Origin of the sequence: Paraburkholderia sp. BR13439, from assembly GCF_040948805.1 — a bacterium.
GTDB lineage: Bacteria > Pseudomonadota > Gammaproteobacteria > Burkholderiales > Burkholderiaceae > Paraburkholderia > Paraburkholderia youngii.
On the sequence record NZ_JBFPKN010000029.1, the window covers coordinates 51,902 to 75,423 of the forward strand.

General features: G+C 63.7%; 19 protein-coding genes. 10 read left to right on the forward strand and 9 right to left on the reverse strand.

Annotated elements, in window-relative coordinates:
* Window positions 1-22: 22 nt before the first annotated feature.
* A complete protein-coding gene (locus AB3X96_RS36635; protein ID WP_368593550.1) occupies window positions 23-949 on the forward strand; it encodes a branched-chain amino acid ABC transporter permease in 927 nt (308 codons plus the stop codon).
* Window positions 946-2,469 (forward strand): ATP-binding cassette domain-containing protein, encoded by a 1,524-nt coding sequence (locus AB3X96_RS36640; RefSeq protein WP_368593551.1) that lies wholly within the window; start codon window positions 946-948, stop codon window positions 2,467-2,469. The genes AB3X96_RS36635 and AB3X96_RS36640 overlap by 4 nt, the downstream gene beginning before the upstream one ends.
* 34 nt (window positions 2,470-2,503) lie before the next feature.
* Here AB3X96_RS36640 and AB3X96_RS36645 read toward each other — a convergent pair whose 3' ends face one another.
* From AB3X96_RS36645 to AB3X96_RS36655, 3 genes are all read right to left on the reverse strand, one after another.
* Window positions 2,504-4,051 carry a methyl-accepting chemotaxis protein gene (locus AB3X96_RS36645; RefSeq protein WP_368593552.1) on the reverse strand — a complete coding sequence of 516 codons (1,548 nt, stop codon included), beginning with the start codon at window positions 4,049-4,051 and terminating at the stop codon, window positions 2,504-2,506.
* 62 nt (window positions 4,052-4,113) lie between these two features.
* Window positions 4,114-5,484, reverse strand: a complete 1,371-nt coding sequence (dctA, locus tag AB3X96_RS36650; RefSeq protein ID WP_368593553.1) for a C4-dicarboxylate transporter DctA — start codon at window positions 5,482-5,484, stop codon at window positions 4,114-4,116.
* A 146-nt stretch (window positions 5,485-5,630) separates the two neighbouring features.
* Window positions 5,631-6,797, reverse strand: a complete 1,167-nt coding sequence (locus tag AB3X96_RS36655; protein ID WP_368593554.1) for a mandelate racemase/muconate lactonizing enzyme family protein — start codon at window positions 6,795-6,797, stop codon at window positions 5,631-5,633.
* A gap of 119 nt (window positions 6,798-6,916) precedes the next feature.
* Here AB3X96_RS36655 and AB3X96_RS36660 point away from each other — a divergent pair, with 119 nt between their 5' ends.
* Both AB3X96_RS36660 and AB3X96_RS36665 read left to right on the forward strand, forming a co-directional pair.
* A complete protein-coding gene (locus AB3X96_RS36660; RefSeq protein ID WP_368593555.1) occupies window positions 6,917-7,873 on the forward strand; it encodes a LysR family transcriptional regulator in 957 nt (318 codons plus the stop codon).
* Between the two features lie 178 nt (window positions 7,874-8,051).
* On the forward strand, window positions 8,052-9,641 hold the full coding sequence (locus AB3X96_RS36665; RefSeq protein WP_368593556.1) for a methyl-accepting chemotaxis protein: 1,590 nt from the start codon (window positions 8,052-8,054) through the stop codon (window positions 9,639-9,641).
* Window positions 9,642-9,660: 19 nt separating this feature from the next.
* Here the strand turns inward: AB3X96_RS36665 and AB3X96_RS36670 are convergent, their stop codons facing one another.
* The 3 genes from AB3X96_RS36670 to AB3X96_RS36680 form a co-directional block, all read right to left on the reverse strand.
* The gene (locus tag AB3X96_RS36670) at window positions 9,661-10,506 is read right to left on the reverse strand and encodes a GNAT family N-acetyltransferase (RefSeq protein ID WP_368593557.1); all 846 of its coding nucleotides are present in this window, start codon (window positions 10,504-10,506) and stop codon (window positions 9,661-9,663) included.
* Between the two features lie 33 nt (window positions 10,507-10,539).
* The gene (locus tag AB3X96_RS36675) at window positions 10,540-10,869 is read right to left on the reverse strand and encodes a hypothetical protein (RefSeq protein WP_368593558.1); all 330 of its coding nucleotides are present in this window, start codon (window positions 10,867-10,869) and stop codon (window positions 10,540-10,542) included.
* 64 nt (window positions 10,870-10,933) lie between these two features.
* Window positions 10,934-12,421 (reverse strand): tryptophan leader peptide, encoded by a 1,488-nt coding sequence (locus AB3X96_RS36680; protein WP_368593559.1) that lies wholly within the window; start codon window positions 12,419-12,421, stop codon window positions 10,934-10,936.
* A gap of 331 nt (window positions 12,422-12,752) precedes the next feature.
* Here AB3X96_RS36680 and AB3X96_RS36685 point away from each other — a divergent pair, with 331 nt between their 5' ends.
* The gene (locus AB3X96_RS36685) at window positions 12,753-13,238 is read left to right on the forward strand and encodes an adenosine-specific kinase (RefSeq protein WP_176111261.1); all 486 of its coding nucleotides are present in this window, start codon (window positions 12,753-12,755) and stop codon (window positions 13,236-13,238) included.
* Window positions 13,239-13,289: 51 nt separating this feature from the next.
* A complete protein-coding gene (locus tag AB3X96_RS36690) occupies window positions 13,290-14,192 on the forward strand; it encodes a DUF4922 domain-containing protein (RefSeq protein ID WP_368593560.1) in 903 nt (300 codons plus the stop codon).
* A gap of 16 nt (window positions 14,193-14,208) precedes the next feature.
* On the opposite strand, the gene AB3X96_RS36695 is transcribed toward AB3X96_RS36690, so the two are convergent.
* On the reverse strand, window positions 14,209-15,861 hold the full coding sequence (locus AB3X96_RS36695) for an FAD-dependent oxidoreductase (protein ID WP_368593561.1): 1,653 nt from the start codon (window positions 15,859-15,861) through the stop codon (window positions 14,209-14,211).
* On the opposite strand from AB3X96_RS36695, the gene AB3X96_RS36700 reads away from it, so the two are divergent.
* Window positions 15,861-16,541, forward strand: a complete 681-nt coding sequence (locus tag AB3X96_RS36700) for a DUF4410 domain-containing protein (protein ID WP_368593562.1) — start codon at window positions 15,861-15,863, stop codon at window positions 16,539-16,541. The genes AB3X96_RS36695 and AB3X96_RS36700 overlap by 1 nt on opposite strands.
* Before the next feature lie 93 nt (window positions 16,542-16,634).
* Here the strand turns inward: AB3X96_RS36700 and AB3X96_RS36705 are convergent, their stop codons facing one another.
* On the reverse strand, window positions 16,635-17,858 hold the full coding sequence (locus tag AB3X96_RS36705; protein ID WP_368593563.1) for a YeeE/YedE family protein: 1,224 nt from the start codon (window positions 17,856-17,858) through the stop codon (window positions 16,635-16,637).
* A 436-nt stretch (window positions 17,859-18,294) separates the two neighbouring features.
* Between AB3X96_RS36705 and AB3X96_RS36710 the strand changes: the two genes are divergently transcribed.
* From AB3X96_RS36710 to AB3X96_RS36720, 3 genes are read left to right on the forward strand one after another with little or no spacing between them, the layout of a single operon-like run.
* Window positions 18,295-20,685 (forward strand): filamentous hemagglutinin N-terminal domain-containing protein, encoded by a 2,391-nt coding sequence (locus AB3X96_RS36710; protein ID WP_368593564.1) that lies wholly within the window; start codon window positions 18,295-18,297, stop codon window positions 20,683-20,685.
* 56 nt (window positions 20,686-20,741) lie between these two features.
* Window positions 20,742-20,897, forward strand: a complete 156-nt coding sequence (locus tag AB3X96_RS36715; protein ID WP_368593565.1) for a hypothetical protein — start codon at window positions 20,742-20,744, stop codon at window positions 20,895-20,897.
* Window positions 20,898-20,925: 28 nt separating this feature from the next.
* Window positions 20,926-21,474 (forward strand): hypothetical protein, encoded by a 549-nt coding sequence (locus AB3X96_RS36720; protein WP_368593566.1) that lies wholly within the window; start codon window positions 20,926-20,928, stop codon window positions 21,472-21,474.
* Between the two features lie 17 nt (window positions 21,475-21,491).
* Here the strand turns inward: AB3X96_RS36720 and AB3X96_RS36725 are convergent, their stop codons facing one another.
* Window positions 21,492-23,507 (reverse strand): acyl CoA:acetate/3-ketoacid CoA transferase, encoded by a 2,016-nt coding sequence (locus AB3X96_RS36725; RefSeq protein ID WP_368593567.1) that lies wholly within the window; start codon window positions 23,505-23,507, stop codon window positions 21,492-21,494.
* Window positions 23,508-23,522: the final 15 nt, after the last annotated feature.

Genomic DNA, 23,522 nt, shown 5'->3' on the forward strand with positions numbered 1-23,522 from the left:
AGTGCGAATGGAGCGTACCCCTATGTCCGTTCTTCTCCGTTCGCGTGGCGCATGGATCGCCGTTGCGCTCGCCGTGATCGCCGCGACGTTGCCGTGGTGGCTTTCTGGCTACATCCTCGGCGTGCTCACGGTTGCGTTTTACTTCGGCGTGTTCGCGATGTCGTGGGACCTGTTGTTCGGCTTTGCCGGCGAGGTCAACTTCGGGCCGACGTTCCTGATCGGACTCGGCGCCTATTCGGCTGCGATCCTCAACGCCAGGTGGGACCTGCCCATACCCGTTTGCGTGCTCTCAGGCGGCGGCGTCGCGCTAGTGGGCGGCTTGCTGCTCGCGGTGCCCGCGCTGCGGCTGCGCGGTCCTTATTTCGGGCTGGTTACGCTCGTGGCCGTACTGCTGCTGCAAAACGCCATCGTGATCTTCGCGGGCATAACGGGCGGCGAGATCGGCATGATGGTGCCGGACGTGATGTCGGTCGATGCGAACCATAACTACTGGATCGCGCTCGCGTTCCTGATCGTTTGCGCGATCCTGCTGTTCGGCCTGTCGCGTTCGGCAGTCGGTCTGATCCTGCAGGCGAGCGGCCAGGACGCGACCGGCGCGCAGGCGTTGGGTTTCAATGTCACGCGGCACAAGCTCGTGGCCTTCTGCATCAGCGCCGTTTTCTCGGGCGTGGCCGGCGCGATGCTGGTGTTCTACCAGGGCACGGCTTCCGTGAGCACGGTGGTGGATCTCAGCGTGGGCGTGCAGATCATCATCGCGGCCGTGCTCGGCGGACGCCGGACGATACTCGGAGCGGTGCTCGGCTCGATCTTCCTGATCGTCGCCGGCGAGTTCCTGCGACCGCTCGGGCAGCTCAACACGTTCGTCGTCGCGGCGGTCGCGCTGGCTGCGCTGCTGTTCTTTCCAGATGGTCTGCTCGGCAATCTGCTACGTGCGAGGGAGCGCCAATGAACGACACGCCGCTGCTCTCCGTACGCGGGCTGACCAAGCGCTTTGGCGGTCTCGTCGCAGTCAAGGATATCGGCTTCGAGATCCGGCCCGGCGAGATCCTCGGTCTGATTGGACCGAACGGTTCGGGCAAGTCCACGGTCATGAAGCTGATCATGGGCATCGAGCGGCCCAATGCGGGGTCGGTCAAGGTGAACGGCGTGGAGATGGCCGGCTGGGCGCCGCACCGCATCGCGCGCGCGGGCGTGGGCATCGTGTTTCAGCATTCGCGGCCGCTGCATCGGCAAACGGTGCTGGAACATATCAAGCTCGCGCTGCTGCCTGATTCGCTCGTCAAGCTCGCTGCCGAACCCCACGTGCACCAGCGCGCGCAGGAAATCGCCGAGCGCGTGGGCCTTGCCGGCGTCGTGCATCGGCATCCCGCGACGCTGCCGTTTGCGGATCTGCGCCGCATGGAGATGGCCAAGGCGATTGCGCGCGACCCGCAGGTCGTGCTGGTGGACGAGCCGTTCGCGGGACTGACGGTGGCGGAATCGCACGCGTTTTCCGAGCTGATTCGAGGCTTTCGCGCCGAAGGCCGCGCGGTGCTGCTGGTCGATCACAACGTGAAGAGTCTGTCCGCGCTCGCCGACCGCGTGCTGGCGATGTACCTTGGCGAGCGTGTCGCCGAGGGCACCGCCGAACAGGTGATGCAGAACGACACGGTGCGCCGAGTCTATCTGGGCGGCAAGCTGGAGCTGCGCCAGCGCACCGGAGCCGCGGGCAATGCGAAGCCCACGATCCTCGAGGTGAGCGGTGTGCGCGTGCTCTACGACAAGGCGTGCGCACTCGACGACGTCAGTCTGCAAGTGCGCGAGGGCGAATTCGTCTCGGTTGTCGGCCTGAACGGCGCGGGCAAGACGACGCTGTTCAACGCGCTCTCGGGCCTAGTGCCGTACAAGGGGACGATCCGCTTCGACGGCCGCGATCTGCGCGGTATCAGCGGTGCCGCGATCTCGCGCGCCGGCCTCGTGCAATGCCCGGAAACGCGCGAGCTATTCGGCGACATGACGGTACGCGAGAATCTCGAACTTGGCGGATATCATCTTGCTGATTCGGCGCGCGCTAAACAGCTGTCGTGGCTGTTCGATCTGTTTCCGATCCTGAAGTCGCGCCAGGGCCAAACCGCGCGTACGCTGTCCGGCGGCGAGCAGCAAATGCTCGCGATCGCGCGCGCGCTAATGACCCAACCGAAGCTGCTGATTCTCGACGAGCCGACACTCGGCCTCGCGCCCGTGATTCTCGAGCAATTGTCGAAAGCGCTGGATTCGCTGCAGAAATCCACGCCCATTACGGTGCTGCTGGGCGAGCAGAACGTCAGGTTTGCGCTGCCGCATGCCGATCGCGTTTACGTTCTCGAACACGCGCGCATCATCTGGGAGGGCAGCGCTGCGCGCTTCGAGGCGGAGATGGGGCGCGGTTTTCTCGAGGCGGTGCCTGCCAATGACGCCGACACCACGACCTCCGGCGGCTCGCGAACCTAAGGCGTGTCGCGGCACGCGAGCCTATAGCGCGGCATCAGGACAGGGACGCAAAGCGGAATCGGCCAGCCGCCCGGGTCAATAGGCCAGTCTGCTCGGTGAGCGACGCGGCCGCGGCGGCTGCCTGTTCGACCAGCGCGGCATTTTGCTGCGACATCTGATCCATCTGCGTAATCGCGCGATTGACCTCCTCGATGCCATCGCTCTGTTCGGCCGAAGCCGTCGCGATGTCGCTCATGATCGACGTGACGCGACCGACGGCCGTCTGTACTTCGCCCATCGTCTCACCGGCCCGGCCGACGAGGCGCGAACCGTCGGCGACGCGCGCGGTCGACGCGTCGATCAGCTCCTTGATTTCCTTCGCCGCGGTCGCCGAGCGCTGAGCGAGATTGCGTACCTCGCCGGCGACGACGGCAAAGCCGCGTCCTTCCTCTCCGGCGCGCGCGGCCTCGACAGCCGCATTCAACGCGAGGATGTTGGTCTGAAAGGCGATGCCTTCGATCACCCCGATGATCTCGCCCATTCTTTTCGCGCCGTCGTGAATGTCGCGCATCGCGTCGATGACCTGACGGACGACGTCCGCGCCCGCACCGGCCGTCGCCTTCGTCGCGTCGGCCAGCTCGCGCGCTTCACGCGCGTGCGCCGCGTTCTCCGTGACGGCGTTGGTCAGTTGTTCCATACTCGCCGCCGTTTCCTCGATGGACGCCGCCTGCGCCTCGGTGCGCGCCGACAGGTCCGCGTTGCCGGCCGAAATTTGCTGGGTCGCGGACGCGATCGACTCGCTGCCGCGAGCGATCTGTTCGATCATCGTGCCGATGTCCTTCTGCATCTGCCCAACGCTTCTGACGAGGCGACCCATTTCGTCATTACTGTCGAACCGCAGGTGCTGCGACATGTCGCCCTGAGCGAGTCGCTCGACATGGCGCACCGTCATGTCGAGCGGGCGCGCGATTGCGCGAAGCAGCGTGAAGCCGCAGGTGACGCAGGTCAGAAGACCGACGGCGATCGCGATTGCGGTAATGGTTGAAAGTGTCTGGTAGCTATGCTGTGCCGTGTCGTAGCGAGCGTTGCCTTGCGCGTTGCGAAACTTGTCCAGCTCCGCGGATTTCTGCGTTAGAGCCGCGGCAAACGGCGGCATAACGACCATCGCGATCTGGTCGGCACCCTCGTGGTCGCCACGGCTCATCGCGTCCATCATCGGCTCGAGTGCGCCATGCAGCATCGCTTCGCGGGCGTCGGCGACAGCCTTCGACAAGGCCGCTTCCGCATCGGAGACGGGCAGTGCGCGGTACTCTTTCCAGGCTTTGTCGGAGACCGCTAGATAGTTGCGCGCCTTATCGATGAGGGCGGCTCTATCCGCCGCCTCCGGGTGCAGCAGCACGCGATCGAGCGTAGTGCGCACTACGGTCAGGTTCAGGTTGGACTTGCCGAGCGCGGTCGCGGCGGCCACGTCGTTGGTATACGCCTGCGCAACCGCATGGTTCGAACCGCGCATGCCGGCGATACCCAGTACGCCAGTCACCGTCAGCAAGAACCCGAGCAGGGTGAGGGTGGCGAGAAGACGGAACTTGATGGTCAGTTTCATGCTGAATTCGGAAGGAGTGAGATACCGCTGAGTTAACGGCACACATTCCGAAAAGTTCAGTTCTATTTATGGTTCGCTGAGCCATCGAGGAGCGCCTGCGCTTCAATCGGCAATGTCGGCGAGACTGCGGGTTGCGTGGCAGGACCAGGTGTTTGGAAGCGAGCCGTGTTGTCGCGATTCAGCACCGCGCGCGCCAGGTTCCTATCGAGTTGGCCCTCCCAGCGAGCGACGACGACGGTCGCAACGCCATTGCCGATCAGGTTCGTGACCGCACGCGCCTCGTTCAGAAAGCGGTCTACGCCGAGCAGCAGCACGAGGCCTTCGACGGGAATCTTGTGCATCGAGGCCAGCGTCGCAGCCAGTGCGACGAATCCCGCCCCGGCCACGCCTGCGGAGCCTTTCGACGTGAGCAGCAGCACGCCGAGCACGAGCAACTGGTCCCAGATACTGAGGTGGACGTTCATCGCCTGGGCGATGAACAATGCCGCCATCGTCAGATAAATCGCCGTTCCGTCGGCATTGAACGTATAGCCGGTGGGCAAGACCATGCCAACCACCGGGCGAGCGCAGCCCATCGCCTCCATCTTGATCAGCATCTGCGGCAACACCGCTTCTGTCGATGCGGTGCCAAGCGTAATCAGAATCTCGTCCCTGATGTAGCGAAGAAACTTCCATAGTGAAAGCCCGCACATCTTCATGACAAGGCCAAGCACGACGAACACGAAGAACAACGAGGTCAGATACAGACAAAGCATCAACTCGCCGAACGATGCCAACGTGCCGATGCCGTATTTGCCGATCGTGAAGGCCATGCCGCCGAATGCGCCGATCGGAGCAACGTACATGACGATCCGCACCACGCCGAACATACCTTGAAGGAACATGTCGAGCATGTCGACGAATGGTGCGGTACGGGGTCCGAGCTTCGCCAGCGAGATAGCAAGCAGAACTGAAAAGAAAATTATCGGGAGCATCTCGCCCTTGGCGAATGCCCCGACAATGCTATTCGGAACGATGCTCATGAAGAAGTCGAGCATCCCGTGTTGCTCTGCTGCGTGCGTATAGGTCGAAATCGCGGCCGCATCGATCTGCGAGGGATCGATGTTCATGCCGCTGCCGGGTTCGATGACATTGACGACCACCATCCCCGCAATCAGCGCGACCGTCGATGCCAGTTCGAAATAGAGAAGGGCTTTCACGCCTACCCGGCCCGCCTGATGGAGGTCGTTCATGCGCGCGATCCCGACCACGACCGACGCGAAGATGATCGGCGCAAGCAGCATCCGGATCAGCTTGATGAACAGGTCGCCCAGCGGCTTCATCTGCGACGCGAGATCGGGGTAGAAGTGGCCCAGCAGGACACCGGCCACGATCCCGATGAGGACCTGAACGTACAGCTTGGAAAGCGCTCTTCTTACTTTCGATACTGGCATGTCTGTCTCCTGTGCGTGGCGTCTTCAAAGGGAAAATGCGGCCTTCCCACGCGAGCAGCGTGGGAAGGCCGCATTGAGCCGGCTTCGTTCCGTCTTTTTATGAACCATTCAAGCGGGAATGTTTGTCGTTTTGTTGCGAGCGCGCGTTATTCAGCCAGCTTGCGCATCTCGGCGATCAGGTCGGATTTGCCTTCGAAGCCGATGCCGGGCAGCTCCGGCATCGTGATATAGCCGTTCTCGACGCGAACGTCGTCCGGGAAACCGCCGTATGGCTGGAACAGGTCCGGGTACGATTCGTTGCCGCCGAGTCCGAGGCCCGCCGCGATGTTCAGCGACATCTGGTGCCCGCCGTGGGGAATGCAACGGCTTCTCGACCAGCCATGCTGATGCAGCATATCGAGCGTTCGCAGATATTCGACGAGACCGTAGCTCAATGCGCAATCGAATTGCAGCCAATCGCGATCGGGGCGCATACCTCCGTAGCGGATCAGGTTGCGGGCATCCTGCATCGAGAACAGGTTTTCGCCGGTCGCCATCGGCTTGTCATAGTAGTTGCGCAGCGTCGCCTGCAACTCGAAGTCGAGCGGGTCGCCCGCCTCCTCGTACCAGAACAGGTCGTACTGCGACAGCGCCTTCGCATAGCTGATCGCGGTATCGAGATCGAAGCGGCCGTTGGCATCGACCGCGAGCTTCTGGCCGTCCTGCAGCACGCTGAGGATCGAGTCGATGCGCCGCAGGTCTTCGTCGAGCGACGCACCGCCGATTTTCTTCTTCACGACCGTGTAGCCCCGGTCGATGTAGCTGCGCATCTCATCCTTGAGCTTCTCGTGGTCCTGGCCCGGATAGTAGTAGCCGCCCGCCGCGTAGACGAAGATCTTGCGGTTGGCCTCGCCATTGCCGTACCGCTCGGCGAGCAACTGGAACAGCGGTTTGCCCGCGATTTTCGCCACCGCGTCCCAGACGGCCATATCGATCGTGCCGATCGCGACGGAGCGCTCACCGTGGCCGCCGGGCTTCTCGTTGATGAACATCGTCGCCCAGATCTTGTGGGGATTGAGGTTGTCGCCGGAGTCGTCGACGAGCGCGGCCGGGTCGGCCTCGAGCAGGCGCGGGATGAAGCGCTCGCGCATCAGTTTGCCCTGACCGTAGCGGCCGTTCGAGTTGAAGCCATAGCCGATCACCGGCTTACCGTCGCGGATCACGTCCGTGACGACCGCGACGAGACTCAAGGTCATTTTGCTGAAGTCGATGTAGGCGTTCCGGATCGGGGAACTGATCGGAACGGTCTTTTCGCGGATTTCAACGATTCTCACGCCACTGTCTCCAGAGATTTGAACGGTTATTGAGCCATCCTGGCTGCAATGTGGTGCATAGCTTAGCCGCGAAAGAGCTTGCTAAAATTCACTTGTGTTCACTACATATTTCACCAAAAGTGAGTACTGCACCCGCATCCGACTTCGAGTTCTTCATTCTTCTTGCGAAACTCAGGAGCATGTCCGGCGCCGCCCGGGCGCTCGATCTCAGTCCGCCAGCGGCGACCAAGCGGCTGGGGATCATCGAGCAGCGGCTCGGCGCCCGTCTGGTCAACCGGACTACGCGCAGCGTCAGCCTGACGCCCGAGGGAGAGACGTATCTGCGCTACGCGTCCCAGATCGTCGGGCAGGTCCGCGAGATGGAGGAGGCCATCTCCGGCGCCCGGCGCGATCCGCATGGGCCGTTGCGCATCAACGCGACGCTGGGTTTCGGCAGGACGACCATCGCGCCGCTCGTCTCCGACTTCGCCAGGCGTTTTCCGAACGTCGAAGTGCAGTTCGAGGTGACGGACCGGCCGGTCGATCTCGTCGAAGGCGCCTTCGACATGGCGATACGGTTCGGCGAGCTGCCGGACAGTCGGCTGAGCGCGAGGCGCATCATGAGCAATCGCCGTTTTCTTTGCGCGTCGCCGAAGTATCAGGAGCGTTTTGGAGCGCCCGAGCGCGTGGAGGACCTGCATCAGCATCGCTGCATCATTCATCGGCAGAACGATGATGCTTATGGCGTGTGGCGCTACATCGTGAACGACCACATCGAGGCGATCAAGGTCAAAGGCGTGCTTTCGAGCAACGATGGCGACATTGCGCTTCGGTGGGCGCTCGACGGTCACGGGATTCTGATTCGCTCCGAATGGGATCTGGCCAAGTACGTACAGAGCGGGCGCCTCAAGCTGGTGCTGCCGAATACCGTGCTGCCTTCGGCGGATCTGTTCGTCTACTACCCGAGGCAGCGCAATCAGACGGCGCGGGCGCGAGCCTTCATCGATTTCCTTGTCGATCATTTTCAGGCGCCGTTCACGCCGGTCGACACGAGCGTCGAAGCTCCGGAAAGGAAGAAGAGGGGCTCGCGCAAGTGACGTTGATGCCGCCAGGCGTCGCCGCGGCAGGTGCATAGCACTTGATGGCACCAAGCTTTCGATTACCCGACCAAGCTAGTCAGATAACCTCAATATTTGGAAGGTATTGCCGTTAGAACGTCCATTGACCGACATTCCGGCGCCTTGAGCAGAGCGCGGTGCCTCGCTAACGACCTTCATGCGCAATAACCAGCCTGTAACACAACGCGAATTCGATTTCCCCGCCTCGGAGATGCTTGTCTCGGCAACCGACCTGAAAGGAAGGATTCAGTACTGCAACCCCGCATTCATTGCGATCTCAGGCTTCACGCGAGAAGAGTTGCTCGGCGCGCCACATAACATCGTCCGGCATCCCGACATGCCGCGCGACGCGTACGCCGACATGTGGGAGACGATCCGCGCGGGTCAGCCCTGGACGGCGCTCGTGAAAAACCGCCGCAAGAATGGCGACCACTACTGGGTATGCGCGAACGTCACGCCGGTGATCGAAAGCGGTCAGACCGTCGGCTATCTGAGCGTTCGCAGCAAGCCTTCTCGCAACGAAGTGAGGCTTGCCGAGTCAACCTATGCGCGGATGCGCGAAGGCACGTTGCGCTCGCACAAGTTGCGCCGCGGGAAGCTGGTGCGTACCGGGATAGCCGGCAAGCTGCAGGCACTGACGCACTTGTCCGTCGTGGCGCGCATCGGTATCGGCTATGCGATCGCGCCGCTGGTCTTCCCGCTCGTCGGTGCGGCGCTGTACGGCGGGATGCCGCCGCTGCCGTACTGGAGCGCGACTGGCGTCACCGCGATGCTGGCCGGCCTGGCCTGGCTGGCGTTGCGAAAGCAATTGGGTGCGCCGCTCGCGGGGCTCTCCAGTTTCGCCACCCGTATGGCTGCCGGTGACCTGACCGCCGAAATGAGCATCTCGAGGAACGGCGATATCGGCGACGTACTGAGCGCGCTGAACCAACTGAAGGCGAACCTAGGCGCGATCGTGCTGGACGTGCGTGGCCAGATCGGCGGGGTGGTGGACTCCGCTCGTGAAATGTCGAGCGGCAATGAAGATCTGGCGCGCCGCACTGAATCGCAAGCGGCGTCGCTCGAGGAAACCGCTGCGACCATGGAGCAATTCACCACCAGCGTGAAGGCCAATGCCGACGCCGCCGCGTCCGCGCTCGGACTTGCGCGGGAAGCACAGGATGCCGCGGCGCTTGGCGGCGAGATCGTCGGTCAGGTTGAGCGGACCATGTCCGGCATTACGTCGGCGTCTCAGCGTATCGCCGATATCACGGGCGTGATCGATGGGATCGCCTTTCAGACCAACATCATTGCTTTGAACGCGGCGGTCGAAGCCGCCCGTGCCGGCGACGCCGGCCGATCGTTCGCGGTCGTCGCCACCGAAGTGCGCATGCTCGCGCAACGTTGCGCGGAGTCCGCCCGGCAAATCAAGTCCGTGGTGGATCTGACCGTCGCGGAAGTCTCGCAAGGAACGGAACTGATCGACCGCACCGCGTCGCAGATGAAAGTGATCGACGAGACGGTCAGACGCGTACTGACCATCATCGACGATGTGTCAAACGCAAGCGACGAGCAGGCCAAAGGCATCATGCAGGTGAATCAGGCAATCACGCACCTCGACAGCGCGACCCAGCAAAACGCCGCGCTGGTGGAGCAAGCGACGGCCACTGCGCAACGGCTGATCGACTCCGCTCAGGTGCTGGATGAGACCGTGCGCCTTTTCACCATTTCCGGTCAGCGTGAGTCGTCGCTCTCGGCCGCTCGATGATCGGTCTGTTGTTTTGCAGTCAACCTAGTTCGAACGTACTCACCCCGAACACGCGTTGCACGGGAATGGCCGGCGCGGCGCGCGTGTACATGCGCGCCGTTTCGAATGCGCTCACCATGCCGTAGCGTTCAGCGAGCGCGACCGCAGCCGCGTTGACTTCCGGGACATCGAGCGCGATGACTTCGCCTGCGGCCCTCGCGACCAGCCCGTCGAATAGATCGTTGGCAATCCGGGCGTCGTCGGCAAAGAGCGGACCGATCTTGTAGCCGCTCCTGCAGCGGCGCAGCACACCGTACCCTCTAATCTGATCGTTGCGCACGTCCGCCAGAGCCAGCGCCTGTGATTGCGCGATCCAGTCCGCGAGGAAGCGGGAACGGTTGGTCGAAAAACATGCGCTGTCGTAGGCAAGCAGTTGCGCGAAGGGTACCTCCCGCGCGTGCGTCAGCCTGGGCGTCGACGCGGCTCGCACGACGCCCTGGAAGCGGATGTTGCGATACGCGAACTGGAAGCCGGATTTCTTATAGTTCTGCTGCTGGGCAACGACACCATCGAGGCCGATCGTCCGATCTCCCAGATAGCGCATCGCGTGCTGCCACGTGCGCAGACCGAAACCCCTGGCGCGAAATGCCGGCTTGACGATGTAGAGGCCAATGAAACCGAAGCGCTCGTCGTAGGCGACTGCCGAGATGCATGCCACCGGCTCGCCGCGCCAGATACCGACGAAAAAGCCATTGGGGTCTGCATTCCAGAAGCATCGCGCGTCGTCGAGGCCCGGATTCCATCCCTCTGCCGCAGCCCATTCGATCGCCAGATCGACCTCGCTGGACGACATGTTGCGCACAACGAAATCGCTATGATCATCCATGCTCAAACGCAGCAACGTGATTGGCTACCGCGTCTATGCGGGCGTGAAGACGACAGCGCCATGCCCGGCAACTTGCGCGAAGGTCCGGGCGAAGCGGTAGGCCTGTCCTTCGATGACCAACTGGTTGAATCCCGACCGGGTGGCCTCCAGAAGCGCGTGGACCATCGTGTTCGGAATGGCCGCGCAGCTTGTCCAGTCCGCGTCTGGCTCGCCGGGGTCGCCAAGATAGACTTCGCTATTTTCGCCGTGAGAGAGCACGAAAATCAGGCTCTGTCCTTTGTCTAGCGAAAGCTCCAGGTACTCCGAAAGCGTGGATGCCGCCTCGGTCGCTACATCGAGCGGGGCGCGAGAGGAAGAATTCATAAGTGGCCTTTGTGGTCGGGCGTGGCATCCACGGGTTACAAGACATCGCATACCAGCAAGACGATCAATCCGGCAACTGCCCGGGCGCACCCTCCAGAATGCGAAGCTTGTCGTCGATATCGGGAAGCTGATGGCCGGCCGCGCGAAGCTCGTTGACGAGCCGATGCGCGGTTGCACGACACTGCGCCAGCGTCTCGTGCAGTCGCGGTTCGCCCCGCAGACCCGCCACCACCTTTTCCAGCTCGGAGGGGGGCTCGCTCAGCAGCGCGGGCACCACCTCTTCTGGCGGAATCAGCGACCCGTGGCTCAAAAGCTGAGCCGTCCAGTCGCATCCATACAGCAGCGTGCGCCGCTCGGTCCGTTTCGCTTCGTCCTGCTCCAGGGTCGCGAGACTGTGCCGATTCTTGTGAATCGAAGCGCGCCAGGTTGCAAGTATGTCGGCGCGCAACTCCGCAATTGCATTGCCGAGAGACGTGCTCTGTCCGCCAACCACGAGCCGGCGTTCATCGAGCCTGTCGACGTGGTCCCGGTATCGTTCGAGGAAGGGCTGCCAGTTCAACGGCAATTCGGTCGTCTCGGAGAACGAGCGGCTGATCTCATTGAGCTCGCTCCTGACCTCCTCGATGGCCCGCGCATCGGCAAGTCGTGCCTCATAGACCTCGTGAGCGGTCACCATCTGGCGATGAAGCGCGAACAGCGGATTCTTGTGGCGGCGTTGCAGGTGTCGCTCGGCAGCGCCGGGATGAGCGCTCCATCGCCAGTTGGGCAGCGATTTCGCGTCGAACTCGACCGCGTCTACCATCGGCCGGAATACCGCCAGCCCCTCTTCGGTTGCATGGCGGAAGCAGTCGGCCAGCTTGAAGTCATTGCCTTGCACGTGAGTGCCTTCGGTCCCCGCATACGGAGAATCCGGCGCGAGCCGCAGGAAGGCGGTAGCGAGGAAAAACTCCATCGGCAGCTCGACGGACAGTCCCTCGAGGCGGAAGGTGCGCTGTTGAGCGGAAAGGTCTTCGACAGAATGCGCGAGGCGGTTTTCGAGTTCGAGGAGCATGTCGATCTTGTCGCCGGACGACGGCTGCATCGCGTCGGCGAGCAGGCAAAAAGATTCGCGCACCATTTTTGCCGCGATGGTGCCGTGCTTCTCGGCGAAAAGCCAAAGCCAGAGGGCAAGCTGATAGCCCCGCACTCCGTTTCGGGCGAGCGTTTCGACTTCGGGCGTGAAGGTGATCCCGGGCGCGGCCCAGTTCGCAAACGGTGGCGAGTCGCTGACCAGGTACATGTCCAGAAGCTGCTTCAACGACTCATGCGTCCCGCTCGGCCAGCTTCGCGTCTCGTCGTTCTGCTTCTCGGTCTTCCAAAGTTTCCAGGCCATCGTGGACCTCGCAAGAGTGTGCGGGATGCGGCTTGGTGAAGATACTTGCACACTCGGTCGGGGGCGTAAACCGGCGCTTGACCTTGTTGACCCGGACAGGCTACTGCGGCGCGATGGGGGCTTAAAGCGGGTCAAAACGCTATGACGGAGACGCGGCTTGTGGTCGATCAATGCCGCCATAAGTCAGGCTATCTCTGCCTGTTCGACGTAGGTCTTATGCTAGCCGGATACGGCTTTCCGGGCAGCCGCGGCGCGCACCGTGCGCCGCGACGGCGCAGGTTTCCTGGATGCCGGGATCGCTTCAGGATAGACCCGCAACGAGCCACGCGCGGTACGCGGCGGGCTCCGGAATTGGGGAATTCGTGGCGTCTTTCGCCGGAGGCCCGGTTTTCGTACTAGGCTAGAAGCCGGATCGACGAAGACCGGCTGACGCGCGAACCATCCGCAGTCGGGCTGGCCGGTGTTCGACGTGTTTTCATCGGCGTGTTGCCGCAATGGAGCGAGGTCCACCATGCAATTGTCCGCCGTCAAGGTCGTCAAGCCCGAAGCGACCAACTTCATCCTCGGGCAAAGCCACTTCATCAAATCCGTCGAGGATATTCACGAAGCGATGGTCGGCACGGTGCCAGGCATCAAGTTCGGGCTCGCGTTTTGCGAGGCCTCCGGCAAGCGCCTCGTGCGACGCTCCGGCACGGACGACAGCCTCGTCGAAATCGCATGCCAGAACGCGACCAACGTCGGCGCGGGCCATAGCTTCTTCGTATTTCTCGGCGACGGCTTTTTCCCCGTCAACGTGCTGAACACGATCAAGGCCGTGCCCGAGGTCTGCCGCATCTTCTGCGCAACGGCGAATCCCGTCGAAGTGCTGATCGCTGAAACGGATCAGGGGCGCGGGATCGTCGGCGTGATCGATGGCTTTCCACCCGTCGGCACCGAAAGCGCGGAAGACGTTCAATGGCGCAAGGATCTTTTGCGCACGATAGGCTACAAGCTGTAGCCGCTGCGCTTTCACTCGCTTTACACGCGCCGCCCTACCTGCCGACATGCTATGGAACGACAACGACGCCTGATTCCGGGCACGCTGTGGCCCGCCATTCTGCGACAGACCGACCATGCGCTCGGTTGCGGCGCGCTGCGGCCGATCGACACGCAACAGTGCAGGATCGACAGCGGCGGCATCCGCTTTCTCGTGCGTCAGGTGTCGAGCCTGACGCATAAGGAACAACAGCGCGATCAAGCGCACAAGCTGCAGACTGCAAAGCGCCCGCAAGCGAACCCATTTCTTCCCCCCGACCCGGATCTGTTCGTCGCCGATATCTCCGACACGCATCTCGCGTTGCTGAACAAGTTCAACGTGATCGATCATCATTTGCTGATCGTCACGCGCGAATTCGAACCGCAGGAAGCGCTGCTCGATCTTGCCGATTTCGAAGCGCTGCTCGCGTGCATGGCCGAATTCGACGGCATCGGCTTTTACAACGCCGGCACGGAGGCGGGTTCGAGCCAGCCGCACAAGCATCTGCAGATCGTGCCGCTGCCGCTCGGGGACGCCGATCCGCCCGTGCCAATCGAGCCCTTGTTGGGTGCGCAGGACCGCGTGCCGGAGCTGCCGTTTTGGCATGCGTTTGTGCGCTTCGAGGCGGATGATCTGACGCGCGCGGATGCGCCGAAGCTGGCGCTGTCCCGCTATCGCACGCTGCTCGAAGCGGCGGGTGTCGGCGCGCTCGAAATCGATCGTGCGTGGTGTCATGCGGCGCCCTACAACCTGCTGGTCACACGGTGCTGGATGCTGCTCGTGCCGAGATCGCGAGAGCGTGTCGAAGGCGTGTCGGTCAACGCGCTCGGCTTTGCGGGTTCGCTGTTCGTGCGTGACGCGGCTCAACTGGACGTGATCGAAAGGCTAGGCCCGATGACGGTATTGGAACGCGCCGCGCTGCCTGCGAATACATAGCGACCGGGCAACGAACTCACGCACCGTCCGAGTGCAAATACCTGTGCGCGAAAGCAATCGCCATGCTGCCTTCGCCGACGGCCGAAGCGACGCGCTTCACAGGGCTCAGCCTCACGTCCCCACACGCGAACACGCCAGGCACACTCGATTCGAGCAGATAAGGATCGCGGTGATGATGAGGCCAGCGTGCGGCCTTGACGACGTCGTCGCCGGTCAGAACATAGCCGCGTACGTCGCGCGCGATTTCGGACGGCAGCCACTCCGTCTGCGCATCGGCTCCGATGGAGACGAACAGGCCGCCGCAGTCGTGCCGGCTTACTGCGTCCGTCGTCGAATCGCGAATGTCGATGGCCGTCAGATGCGTATCGCCATGCGCGCCGACGACTTCCGAGCGCAAGCGCACCGCGACATTCGATTTGCCCGCAAGCTGTTCGACCAGATAGCGCGACATGCCCTTTTCGAGCGAATCCCCGCGCACGACGAGCGTCACGCTGCGCGCATGATTGGCGAAGAACAACGCCGCCTGGCCGGCCGAATTGCCGCCGCCGATCAGATGGACATCGAGGCCGTGGGTCGCGCTCGCCTCGCTGCGCGCCGCGCCGTAGTAGATCCCCTTGCCGATAAAGCGGTCGAAGCCGTCGATGGCAAGCCGCCGCCACGTGACGCCCGTCGCGAGAATGATGGATCCAGCGTGCACGGCGTCGCCGCCGTCGAGATGAATCCGCCGCGTCTTTACATCGATGCGCTCGACCGAGCGCGTCACGAGGATTTCCGCGCCGAGCCGCCGTGCCTGTTGCAGCGCGCGGCTCGCCAGTTCGTCGCCGGAAACGCCATTGGGAAAGCCGAGATAGTTCTCGATGCGCGACGACGTGCCCGCCTGTCCGCCCGGCGCCTCGCGCTCCAGCACCAGCGTGCGCAGGCCTTCCGACGCGCCGTACACCGCAGCAGCCAGCCCCGCGGGGCCGCCGCCGATGATCGCCGTGTCGTATCCGTCCAGACGCGGCTGCGTCTGAAAGCCGAGCAGTCCCGCCAGTTCGCGGGTCGCGGGCCGGCTCAGCACCGTGCCGTCGACGAGGCGCAACGCGGGGCACTCGCGTTCCGTTGGACAGGTGCCAGGCCAGCGCGCGGCCAGTTCGGGCGCATCCGGCGCCAGCCACTCGGCGCTGATCTGATTGCGCGCGAGAAACTGGCGCAGCAGCGCGCACGCATCGTCCCAACGGTTGCCGACGATCGTCACACGCGCTTTCGGCGGCTCGGCGGAAAGGCTTTGCAGCCCGCCGATGCGTTCGCGCGCGAGCGCCCCCATCTTGAACGCCACCTCGGGCGACGCCGCCGCGAGCGCATAGTATTGCGGCGCGTCGACGCGCATCACGCGCGAAGGCTCGGCTGCTCGATAGGCGCCCGGAAACGGCGAACTCAGCGCAAGCGGCACTTCGCCGAAGATCGTGCCGGGCAGACGCCAGCCCAAGGTCCGCTCGATGCCGTCGAACGTCTTGATGACTTCCATCTTGCCCGACAGCACCGCGTATAACGCGCGCCCAGCATAGGATTTACGGATCGCGGTGCAGACGATCGAAAGTCCTAAGATGGGTGAAGAGCCAAGATGCGAGTGGCGTATTTCGTCGTTGCCATGCAACCAGTACCAGGCGATCAGCGCGGAGGTGCGCAATGATGTTTCGATGGATGCGAATGGTCGGTCTGGCGACGTATGTGTGTGCCAGCGCGGACGGATGTCTGGCGGCGGATGCGTCGGCAGCGCTCGCGGCTGCTGCCGTGCCGCCGGTTGTCTATGTCGCCGATTTCGATCTCGACGCCGCGAATATCGCCCCTGACAGCGGGCCGGGCCACCGCGCGCGGGGCATCGTGGGCAATCTGGTGCCGGCGGGTCCGTTGCGCCAGCAGCAGGATCCGCAGGCGCGGGCGCGAGAGATCGTCGCGCTGATGGCGCAATCCTTGACAGCCGATCTGAAGAAGGACGGAGTAGACGCGCGCCGGGTCGCGCCGGGTGAGCCGCTGCCTCACGACGGCTGGCAGGTGCGCGGTGTTTTTCTCAGCGTCGACGAGGGTAACCGGCTGCGTCGCGCGATGGTGGGCATGGGCGCGGGCCAAAGCCAGTTTCAGGTCGCGGTTTCCTGCGATAACCTGGCTGCGCCGGAGTTGCCGCCGCTTTATGAAAGTGTTGAAGAGGGCAAGAGCAGGGATATGCCGGGCGCGGTGATCAAGCTCAATCCGTACGTGATCGCCGCGAAGGTCGTTCTGTCCGGTCGCGATGAAAAGGCGGCGGTCAGAAACAGCGCGCAGCAGATAGCCGACGAGCTCGCGCGACGGCTTCAGACTGGCGCCAGGTAGAAGACTCGACTTCGTTGCGACGGCTTTCGACCGGAACTGCGCGGGCGGAGCAACAGCGCAGCCCCCGCCCGATAGGCGGCCGAAGCCGCCTGATCAGCAGCCCGTCGGCTTGACGCGCTCGACCGGGAGGCCGAACAGCGGACGCAGCTTGGTGCCGACCACGTTGCCGAAAAATGCCGCGACGAGCCACAGCCAGCCGTGCAGGCTGCCCGACACGATGCCGCTGAAGTACGCGCCGATATTGCAGCCGTACGCGAGACGCGCGCCGTAGCCGAGAATCAGACCGCCGACGATCGCCGCGATCAGCGAGCGCAGCGGCAGACGCCAAACCGGCGCATAGCGGCCGGCCAACGAAGCGGCGAGCATTGCGCCGATCACGATGCCGATGTCCATCACCGACTTCATGTCGTGGCTGATCGGTGCGGCGAGGGCGGCCGCGTTCGGGCCGGTGCTCCACACCGGCCAGCTTGCGACGTCGACGCCCATTGCGGAAAACGCCTTGGCGCCCCACAGCGCGAACGCCGACGTGATGCCCCACGGACGACCCGACAGCGCGAGCGTCACGAAGTTGAGGATGGCGAGCACGACGCCGCCGGCGAGGAGCGGCCACGGGCCATGCAGCCACGGCGATGCGTCCGGTGCGCGCTCCACCTCGCTGACCAGACGGCCGTGACGACGCTTCTCGATCAGCACGGTGAGCGCGGCGATCGCCGCGAACACCACGAGGTTCAGCGCGATCCCCGGAACCACGCCGAGCGTTTGCACGAGCGAGATCGGCGGCAGATGCGGCATCGCGGACCAGAACGGCATGTGCGCCGTGCCGATCACCGAACCGATGATGAACGCGATCAGCGTGACCACCATCCGCGTGCTGCCGCCGCCGACCGTGTACAGCGTGCCGGACGCGCAGCCGCCGCCGAGCTGCATGCCGATGCCGAACATGAACGCGCCGACCACGACCGAGGTGCCGACGGGCGACACTTCGCCGACCACCGGATGCCCGAACAGCGTGCCGGCGGACAGCGCCGGGAAGAACAGCAGCACGCCGACCGCGAGCATCAGCATCTGCGCGCGCAGACCGGCGCCGCGGCCGTCGGCGATGAACACGCGCCATGCGGACGTGAAGCCGAACGCGGCGTGATAGAGCGTGATGCCGAGCAGCGCGCCGAGGACGTACAGCGCGGCCTGCTTCACGCTGACCGTCTGCGCGAGATAGATCGCGCCGAGCACGACCAGCGCGAGCGCGACGCCGAGCGGCTTCGGATTGATATTGACGACACGGCGAGGCGCGCCGAATGGCGTGGAGAGATCGGACATGATGAGTGGAGCGGACGCGCTTGTCGCGCGAAGGCGGCGCGCCGGTCAAACGGCGGTCGCTGCGCGGGAGGGGCCGCGCATAATCGTTTCGGGAAAGCCCGGGAGTATACCGAAATGTCAGGTCGCGGCCGCTGCCTGCCAAGGTTCGCGCTACTCGACGGCAAGTCGGGGCGCGTGCGGTGTTGCGAGCCTGCAATGCCCGCCGGACGGGGTTTTGGCGGAGATCGACGGTGGTTGGAGGTCCGTCGTTTAATAACCTGTCGTAATAACGGTATTTCAAACTTGCATTGAAATCGTCATCAACGTGGAAGGTGGTGGTAATAAAAGCCTTACACGAAGGCGCAAATCGTTGAGATTGCCCGCAACTGGCGAGGAGGCGAACTGCTAGTCTTCATACGGGGCGCAGCCGTTTCGCGCGAGCGTGGAAGGGGGATGTATGAGAACTCGAAGGCCACCTCTGCTGTGGCGACGTGCATCGCAACGTCGTCATTCAAGCGGGCGAATTTCGCTCGCCATCGTTGTTTCGCTCACCGGACTTTTCACGACGCACGTCGCGTGCGCGGCGGGGACGCTGCCACAGGGCGGCCATTTCGTCGCCGGCTCCGGAAGCATAGCTCAGAACGACGCTGGCATCAGCATCACGCAAGCGGGCTCGCGCGGCATCATCGAATGGAACAGTTTTTCGATCGGATCGTGCCGCACGGTGTCGATCGACAACGGCACCGGCGCGACGCTCAATCGCGTGACGGGTAACGATGTGTCGGCGATCTACGGCACGCTGAAAGGCACCGGCAGCATCTACCTGATCAACCCGCATGGCGTGCTCATCGGGCCTGGCGGCGTGGTGTCGACGGGCGGGCGCTTCGTCGCCTCGACCCTCGACGTCTCCAACGATGTCTTTCTCAACCCGCCCGTGATCGGTGGGTCAGCCTATACAGGCGGTTCTACGGCGGATGTCGTCAATCTCGGCAAGATCAGTTCGTCGGGTGGAGACGTGTTCCTGATATCGGCCAGCAAGGTCACGAACGCAGGGACGATCGTTGCGCCGAACGGCAATGCCGAACTCGCCACGGGCCGTCAGGTGCGTCTATACGACGGCAACTATCAACAAGTCTTCGTGGACGTGGGCAGCGGCGGCACGGTGACGAACTCGGGCACGGTGCGGGCGGCGATCGTCAACGTGCAGGCGGCCGACGGCAACATCTTCGCGCTCGCGGGTCATTCGGGTGCGCTGCGCGCCACCGGCACCGCGACGCGCGACGGCCACGTATGGCTCGTCGCGAACACGACCGTCAACGGGGTCCTCGTCAACTCCGGCAACGTCGATGCGCGCGGCGCGCAAATCAGCGCGCGCAATGCGGACGGCAGCGGTGGCACGGTCGATATGTCAGGCAAAGACGTCAAGCTCGGCGGCGCCAACGTGCGAGCGAAAGCATGGAACATCACAACTGGGGACTTCATCGCGGACGTCCCGACCGCCAACACGCTCGGCGCAAGCCTGAACAACGGCACGACCATCTCCGTGATCGCGAATGGCGGGGACGGCAAGCTCGGTGCAACCGGTGAAGGGGACATCGCGATCGAAGCGAGCGTGCGCTGGCACGGGGCCTCCTCGCTGACGCTCGATGCGGCTCACTCGCTGACGATCGCACCGCGGGCGACCATCGCCAATAGGGGCGCAGGGTCGCTCACGCTGTCCGCCGATACCTATGGATTCGACAACGGCGGCAGCCTGACCAATCTGGGCACGATCGACTGGTCACGCAGCATGGGCGTCGTCAGTGGCCTGTACGACATGAACGGCAGCTACACGCCCGGCACCGTGCGCACCAACGCATCCTGGCACCCTGCGCGGTTCAGTGGGCTCGTCACGCAGTTCACGGCCTATCAGCTCGTCAACTCGATGGCGGACCTGAGCGGCGTGAACAACAACCTGTCCGGCAACTATGCGCTGGGCAGCAGGGGGCTGGAATTCGCGGGTGGGCCGGACTTCGGCGGCATCGGCACCGCGGCGAATCCGTTCACCGGTCAGTTCGACGGCATGGGGCATCTGCCCGCGGACCTGCATCTCTCGACCGCGGCCGATACCGGACTCTTCGGCGTGATCGGCAAGGGCGGCGTCGTGCGCAACTTCACGCTGGCGGACGGCGCCGCGACCTCATCGGGACGAACGGTCGGCTTGCTGGCCGGCGTCAACTACGGGTCCATGGTGAACGTCGGCGCAACGGGGACCATCAATGTAACAGGCAACACGAGTACGGTGACCGGCGGCCTGGTGGGCGAGAACTTTGGACGTATCGAGCGCTCGTGGGCTGGCGTGACCATCAATGGCGCGGATCAGATCGGTGGACTCGTCGGCCTGAACGATGGCCGCATCGGTCAGTCTTTCGCGATCGGCCGGGCAACAGCCGGTGCGCAAAGCATAGTCGGCGGACTCGTCGGCACCAACCGTGGCGCGATCGCCCAATCGTATGCAGACGAATTCCTGAGCGGCGGCGCGACTGTCGGAGGGCTTGTCGGCAGCAATGCGGGCTTCATCCGCGAGTCGTATGCCGCGTCCAGGCTCACGGCCGGCGCGAACGCGACGACAGGCGGTATCGCGGGCACGAACAGCGGCCGCATCGCCGCGAACGTGTTCTGGAACCGCGAATCGTCCGGAGCGGCGGCGGGTGTCGGCTCGGGCACGGCGATCGCCAACTCGAGCGGACTCACCGATCAACAGCTGCTCGAGCCGGCGAGCTTCGGTCCGACGTGGGATTTCAGCGCGAACGGCACGTGGGTCGCGGGCTATCCGGGGCCGGAGTTGCGCTGGCTGGCGGGGCCCTGACATCGAGCGCATCGGCTACCATATAACCATGGTCGCAACCTAGAAAGGAGGCTGCCATGACTCAGTCAATGATCGGCCTGGTAGTGGCGGTGGCGGCCCTGCTGGTCATCGCGTTCGTGTTCGCGCGGCGATACAGGCACGCGCATCGGCAAGAGACCATGACCCAGTGGCTCGACGCCCATCACATGGGTTGGCTACATCACAGGCACTGACTCCGGAGCCTGGCGGGTAGAGTCCCAAATGACTTCCCGGCAATCGAACTCATCCCGATCGGCATTCGGTCGTGCCTGTCACACACGCGCCGCGCTGTTCTACGCGGCGTTATTCGCGCTCGGGGCCTGCGCGCAGCCGTGGGAGGCGTTCCATGCAGGCGAACCGGAATCGGCCGTCGTCGCCCGATTGGGGCAGCCGCGCGAGGTCTACGAGCTGCCCGACGGTTCCCGGCGGCTGATGTGGCCGACGCAGCCCATGGGGGAAGTCACCGTCGCCGCGGACATCGACCCGACCGGCAAGGTGATCCGCGTCCGGCAAGTGCTGCAGCCGAACGAGTTTTACCGCGCGGAGCCTGACAAGTGGACGAAGAATGACGTTCTGATCAACTTCGGCCGCCCGGAGGAAACGACTTACTTTCCGGTGATGAAACGCGAAGTCTGGAGCTATCGCTATCTGGAAGACAACGTGTGGTACCTGCTGTTTAATTTCTATTTCGACGACACCGGCGTGCTGCGCTCAACCCAGAAGAGCCCGGACCCGCTCCACTTGCAGGGTGGCGACAACAAGCCGATGTGATGTCGATTTCAGCTTCGCTAGCGCTCCGACGACTGCTCGCGCAGGAAGGCCTGCGCTTCCGCCTCCGTCTCATAGACATAAGGTGACAGCCCGCGCCGCGTCAGTGCGCCACCCAGCTTGGCGCGCATGAAAGCGCTGGTAGTAAAGCGCGTCACGCCGAGGTAGTAGCGCTGCACCATATCCTCGACCATTTCGACATACGCGTCTTCCAGCGCGGGGTCCAACACGAAACCCTCGTAGTTCACCACCGCATAAACCTTGTGGTCCAGTGGTTCGCAGACGCGGCATACCTGAGCCCGGATCGCGGCGATGTCGTCGGGACGCTTCACCTCGAGACGCGAGAAGTTGAGAAACATGATGTTCTTGTCGTCGTCGTAGATGAAGCGCGCTTCCAGCGGCAGCCGCAAAACATTCGAGCGCAGGCCCATCGGTTCCGGCAGGAAAATCCGCTCGTCCATCTGCTTCGGCGAACGCAGGATTGGTGCGAAGTCCATCCTGGCCAGAATATCGCGCTCCAGATCGACGCCAGGTGCGATCTCGATGAGTTCCATGCCCTCGGCGCCCAGTTCGAACACGCAACGCTCGGTGATGTAGAGGACCGGTTGTCCCGCTGCCGCCGCATACGGGCCAGAAAACGTGCGATGCTCGACTTCCTCGATGAACTTCCTGGCCGTGCCGTCACGGTGGATGCGCAGCTTGCCGTCGACGACGGAAATCTGGCTTTGGCCCGCCATGAACGTGCCGACAAACACGACCTTCCTGGCATTCTGGCTGATGTTGATGAAGCCTCCGGCACCAGCCAGGCGCGGCCCGAATCTCGACACGTTGAGGTTACCCATCCGATCGGCCTGCGCGAGGCCGAGAAACGCGACGTCGAGCCCGCCGCCGTCATAGAAATCGAACTGGGCGGGCTGATCGATGATCGCCTGCGGATTCGTCGCCGCGCCGAAGTTCAAGCCTCCCGCCGGAATGCCGCCGATCACGCCGGGCTCGGTGGTCAGCGTCAGCAGGTCGAGGATTCTTTCCTCGTTGGCGACGCTGGCGATGCCCTCGGGCATGCCGATTCCGAGATTCACCACGCTGTTTGGCTGGAGTTCCATTGCCGCGCGCCGCGCGACCACCTTGCGCTCACTCATCGGCATCGGCGCCACACTGCTCGCGGGCACCCGGATTTCGCCGGCGAACGCCGCGCTGTACGGTGTGGCAAAGGTCTGCTGATGGTTCTCGGGCGGCGCCAGCACGACGCAATCGACCAGCACGCCGGGGATCTTGACCTGTCGCGGATTGAGCGAGCCGCTTTCGGCGATTCGCTCCACCTGGACGATCACCAGACCGTGGCAGTTGTGCGCGGCCATGGCGATCGCTAGAGCCTCCAGGGTCAGCGCTTCGCGCTCCATCGTCACATTGCCGTCGGGATCGGCGGTGGTGCCGCGCACGATCGCGACGTTGATCGGGAAGGACTTGTAGAACAGATATTCCTCGTTGCCGATCTGCATCAACTCGACCAGGTTCTCGGTGGTGCGTTCGTTCAGTTTGCCGCCACCGAAGCGCGGATCGACGAAGGTACCGAGGCCGACTCGTGAAAGATGGCCGGGTTTTCCGGCTGCAATGTCGCGAAACAGGTGACTGATCACGCCCTGCGGCAGGTTATAGGCTTCGATCTGGTTATCCACCGCAAGCCGCTGTAGCTTCGGCACCAGACCCCAGTGTCCGCCGATGACGCGTTTGACGAGTCCCGGCGCCGCCAGGTGGTTCAGTCCCCGATCCTTGCCGTCTCCCTGACCGGCCGCATAGACCAGCGTCAGGTCGCGGGGCTTTGGGAGGGTGACTAACGCATCCTCGTCACGGGTCGTACAGAGTTCCTCGATGGCGATAGCGATGTCTTCGGCGAAGCCGATGCCGACGAAACCGCCTGTCGCGACCGTATCGCCGGCGCGGATCAGGCGCACGGCATCGCGCGCGGACGCCACTTTGCCGGACGAGCGGGAAAGAATGGCCGGTGCAGGCGTACCCCCGGTTGATTGCGTGCTCACGTTTCACCTCGTCTG

Coding starts and splice junctions, on each gene's coding strand:
- AB3X96_RS36635 (WP_368593550.1), top strand. CDS start 23: ATGTCCGTTCTTCTCCGTTCGCGTGGCGCATGGATCGCCGTTGCGCTC.
- AB3X96_RS36640 (WP_368593551.1), top strand. CDS start 946: ATGAACGACACGCCGCTGCTCTCCGTACGCGGGCTGACCAAGCGCTTT.
- AB3X96_RS36645 (WP_368593552.1), bottom strand. CDS start 4,051: ATGAAACTGACCATCAAGTTCCGTCTTCTCGCCACCCTCACCCTGCTC.
- dctA (WP_368593553.1), bottom strand. CDS start 5,484: ATGCCAGTATCGAAAGTAAGAAGAGCGCTTTCCAAGCTGTACGTTCAG.
- AB3X96_RS36665 (WP_368593556.1), top strand. CDS start 8,052: ATGCGCAATAACCAGCCTGTAACACAACGCGAATTCGATTTCCCCGCC.
- AB3X96_RS36670 (WP_368593557.1), bottom strand. CDS start 10,506: ATGGATGATCATAGCGATTTCGTTGTGCGCAACATGTCGTCCAGCGAG.
- AB3X96_RS36675 (WP_368593558.1), bottom strand. CDS start 10,869: ATGAATTCTTCCTCTCGCGCCCCGCTCGATGTAGCGACCGAGGCGGCA.
- AB3X96_RS36680 (WP_368593559.1), bottom strand. CDS start 12,421: ATGGCGGCATTGATCGACCACAAGCCGCGTCTCCGTCATAGCGTTTTG.
- AB3X96_RS36685 (WP_176111261.1), top strand. CDS start 12,753: ATGCAATTGTCCGCCGTCAAGGTCGTCAAGCCCGAAGCGACCAACTTC.
- AB3X96_RS36690 (WP_368593560.1), top strand. CDS start 13,290: ATGGAACGACAACGACGCCTGATTCCGGGCACGCTGTGGCCCGCCATT.
- AB3X96_RS36700 (WP_368593562.1), top strand. CDS start 15,861: ATGATGTTTCGATGGATGCGAATGGTCGGTCTGGCGACGTATGTGTGT.
- AB3X96_RS36705 (WP_368593563.1), bottom strand. CDS start 17,858: ATGTCCGATCTCTCCACGCCATTCGGCGCGCCTCGCCGTGTCGTCAAT.
- AB3X96_RS36710 (WP_368593564.1), top strand. CDS start 18,295: ATGAGAACTCGAAGGCCACCTCTGCTGTGGCGACGTGCATCGCAACGT.
- AB3X96_RS36715 (WP_368593565.1), top strand. CDS start 20,742: ATGACTCAGTCAATGATCGGCCTGGTAGTGGCGGTGGCGGCCCTGCTG.
- AB3X96_RS36720 (WP_368593566.1), top strand. CDS start 20,926: ATGACTTCCCGGCAATCGAACTCATCCCGATCGGCATTCGGTCGTGCC.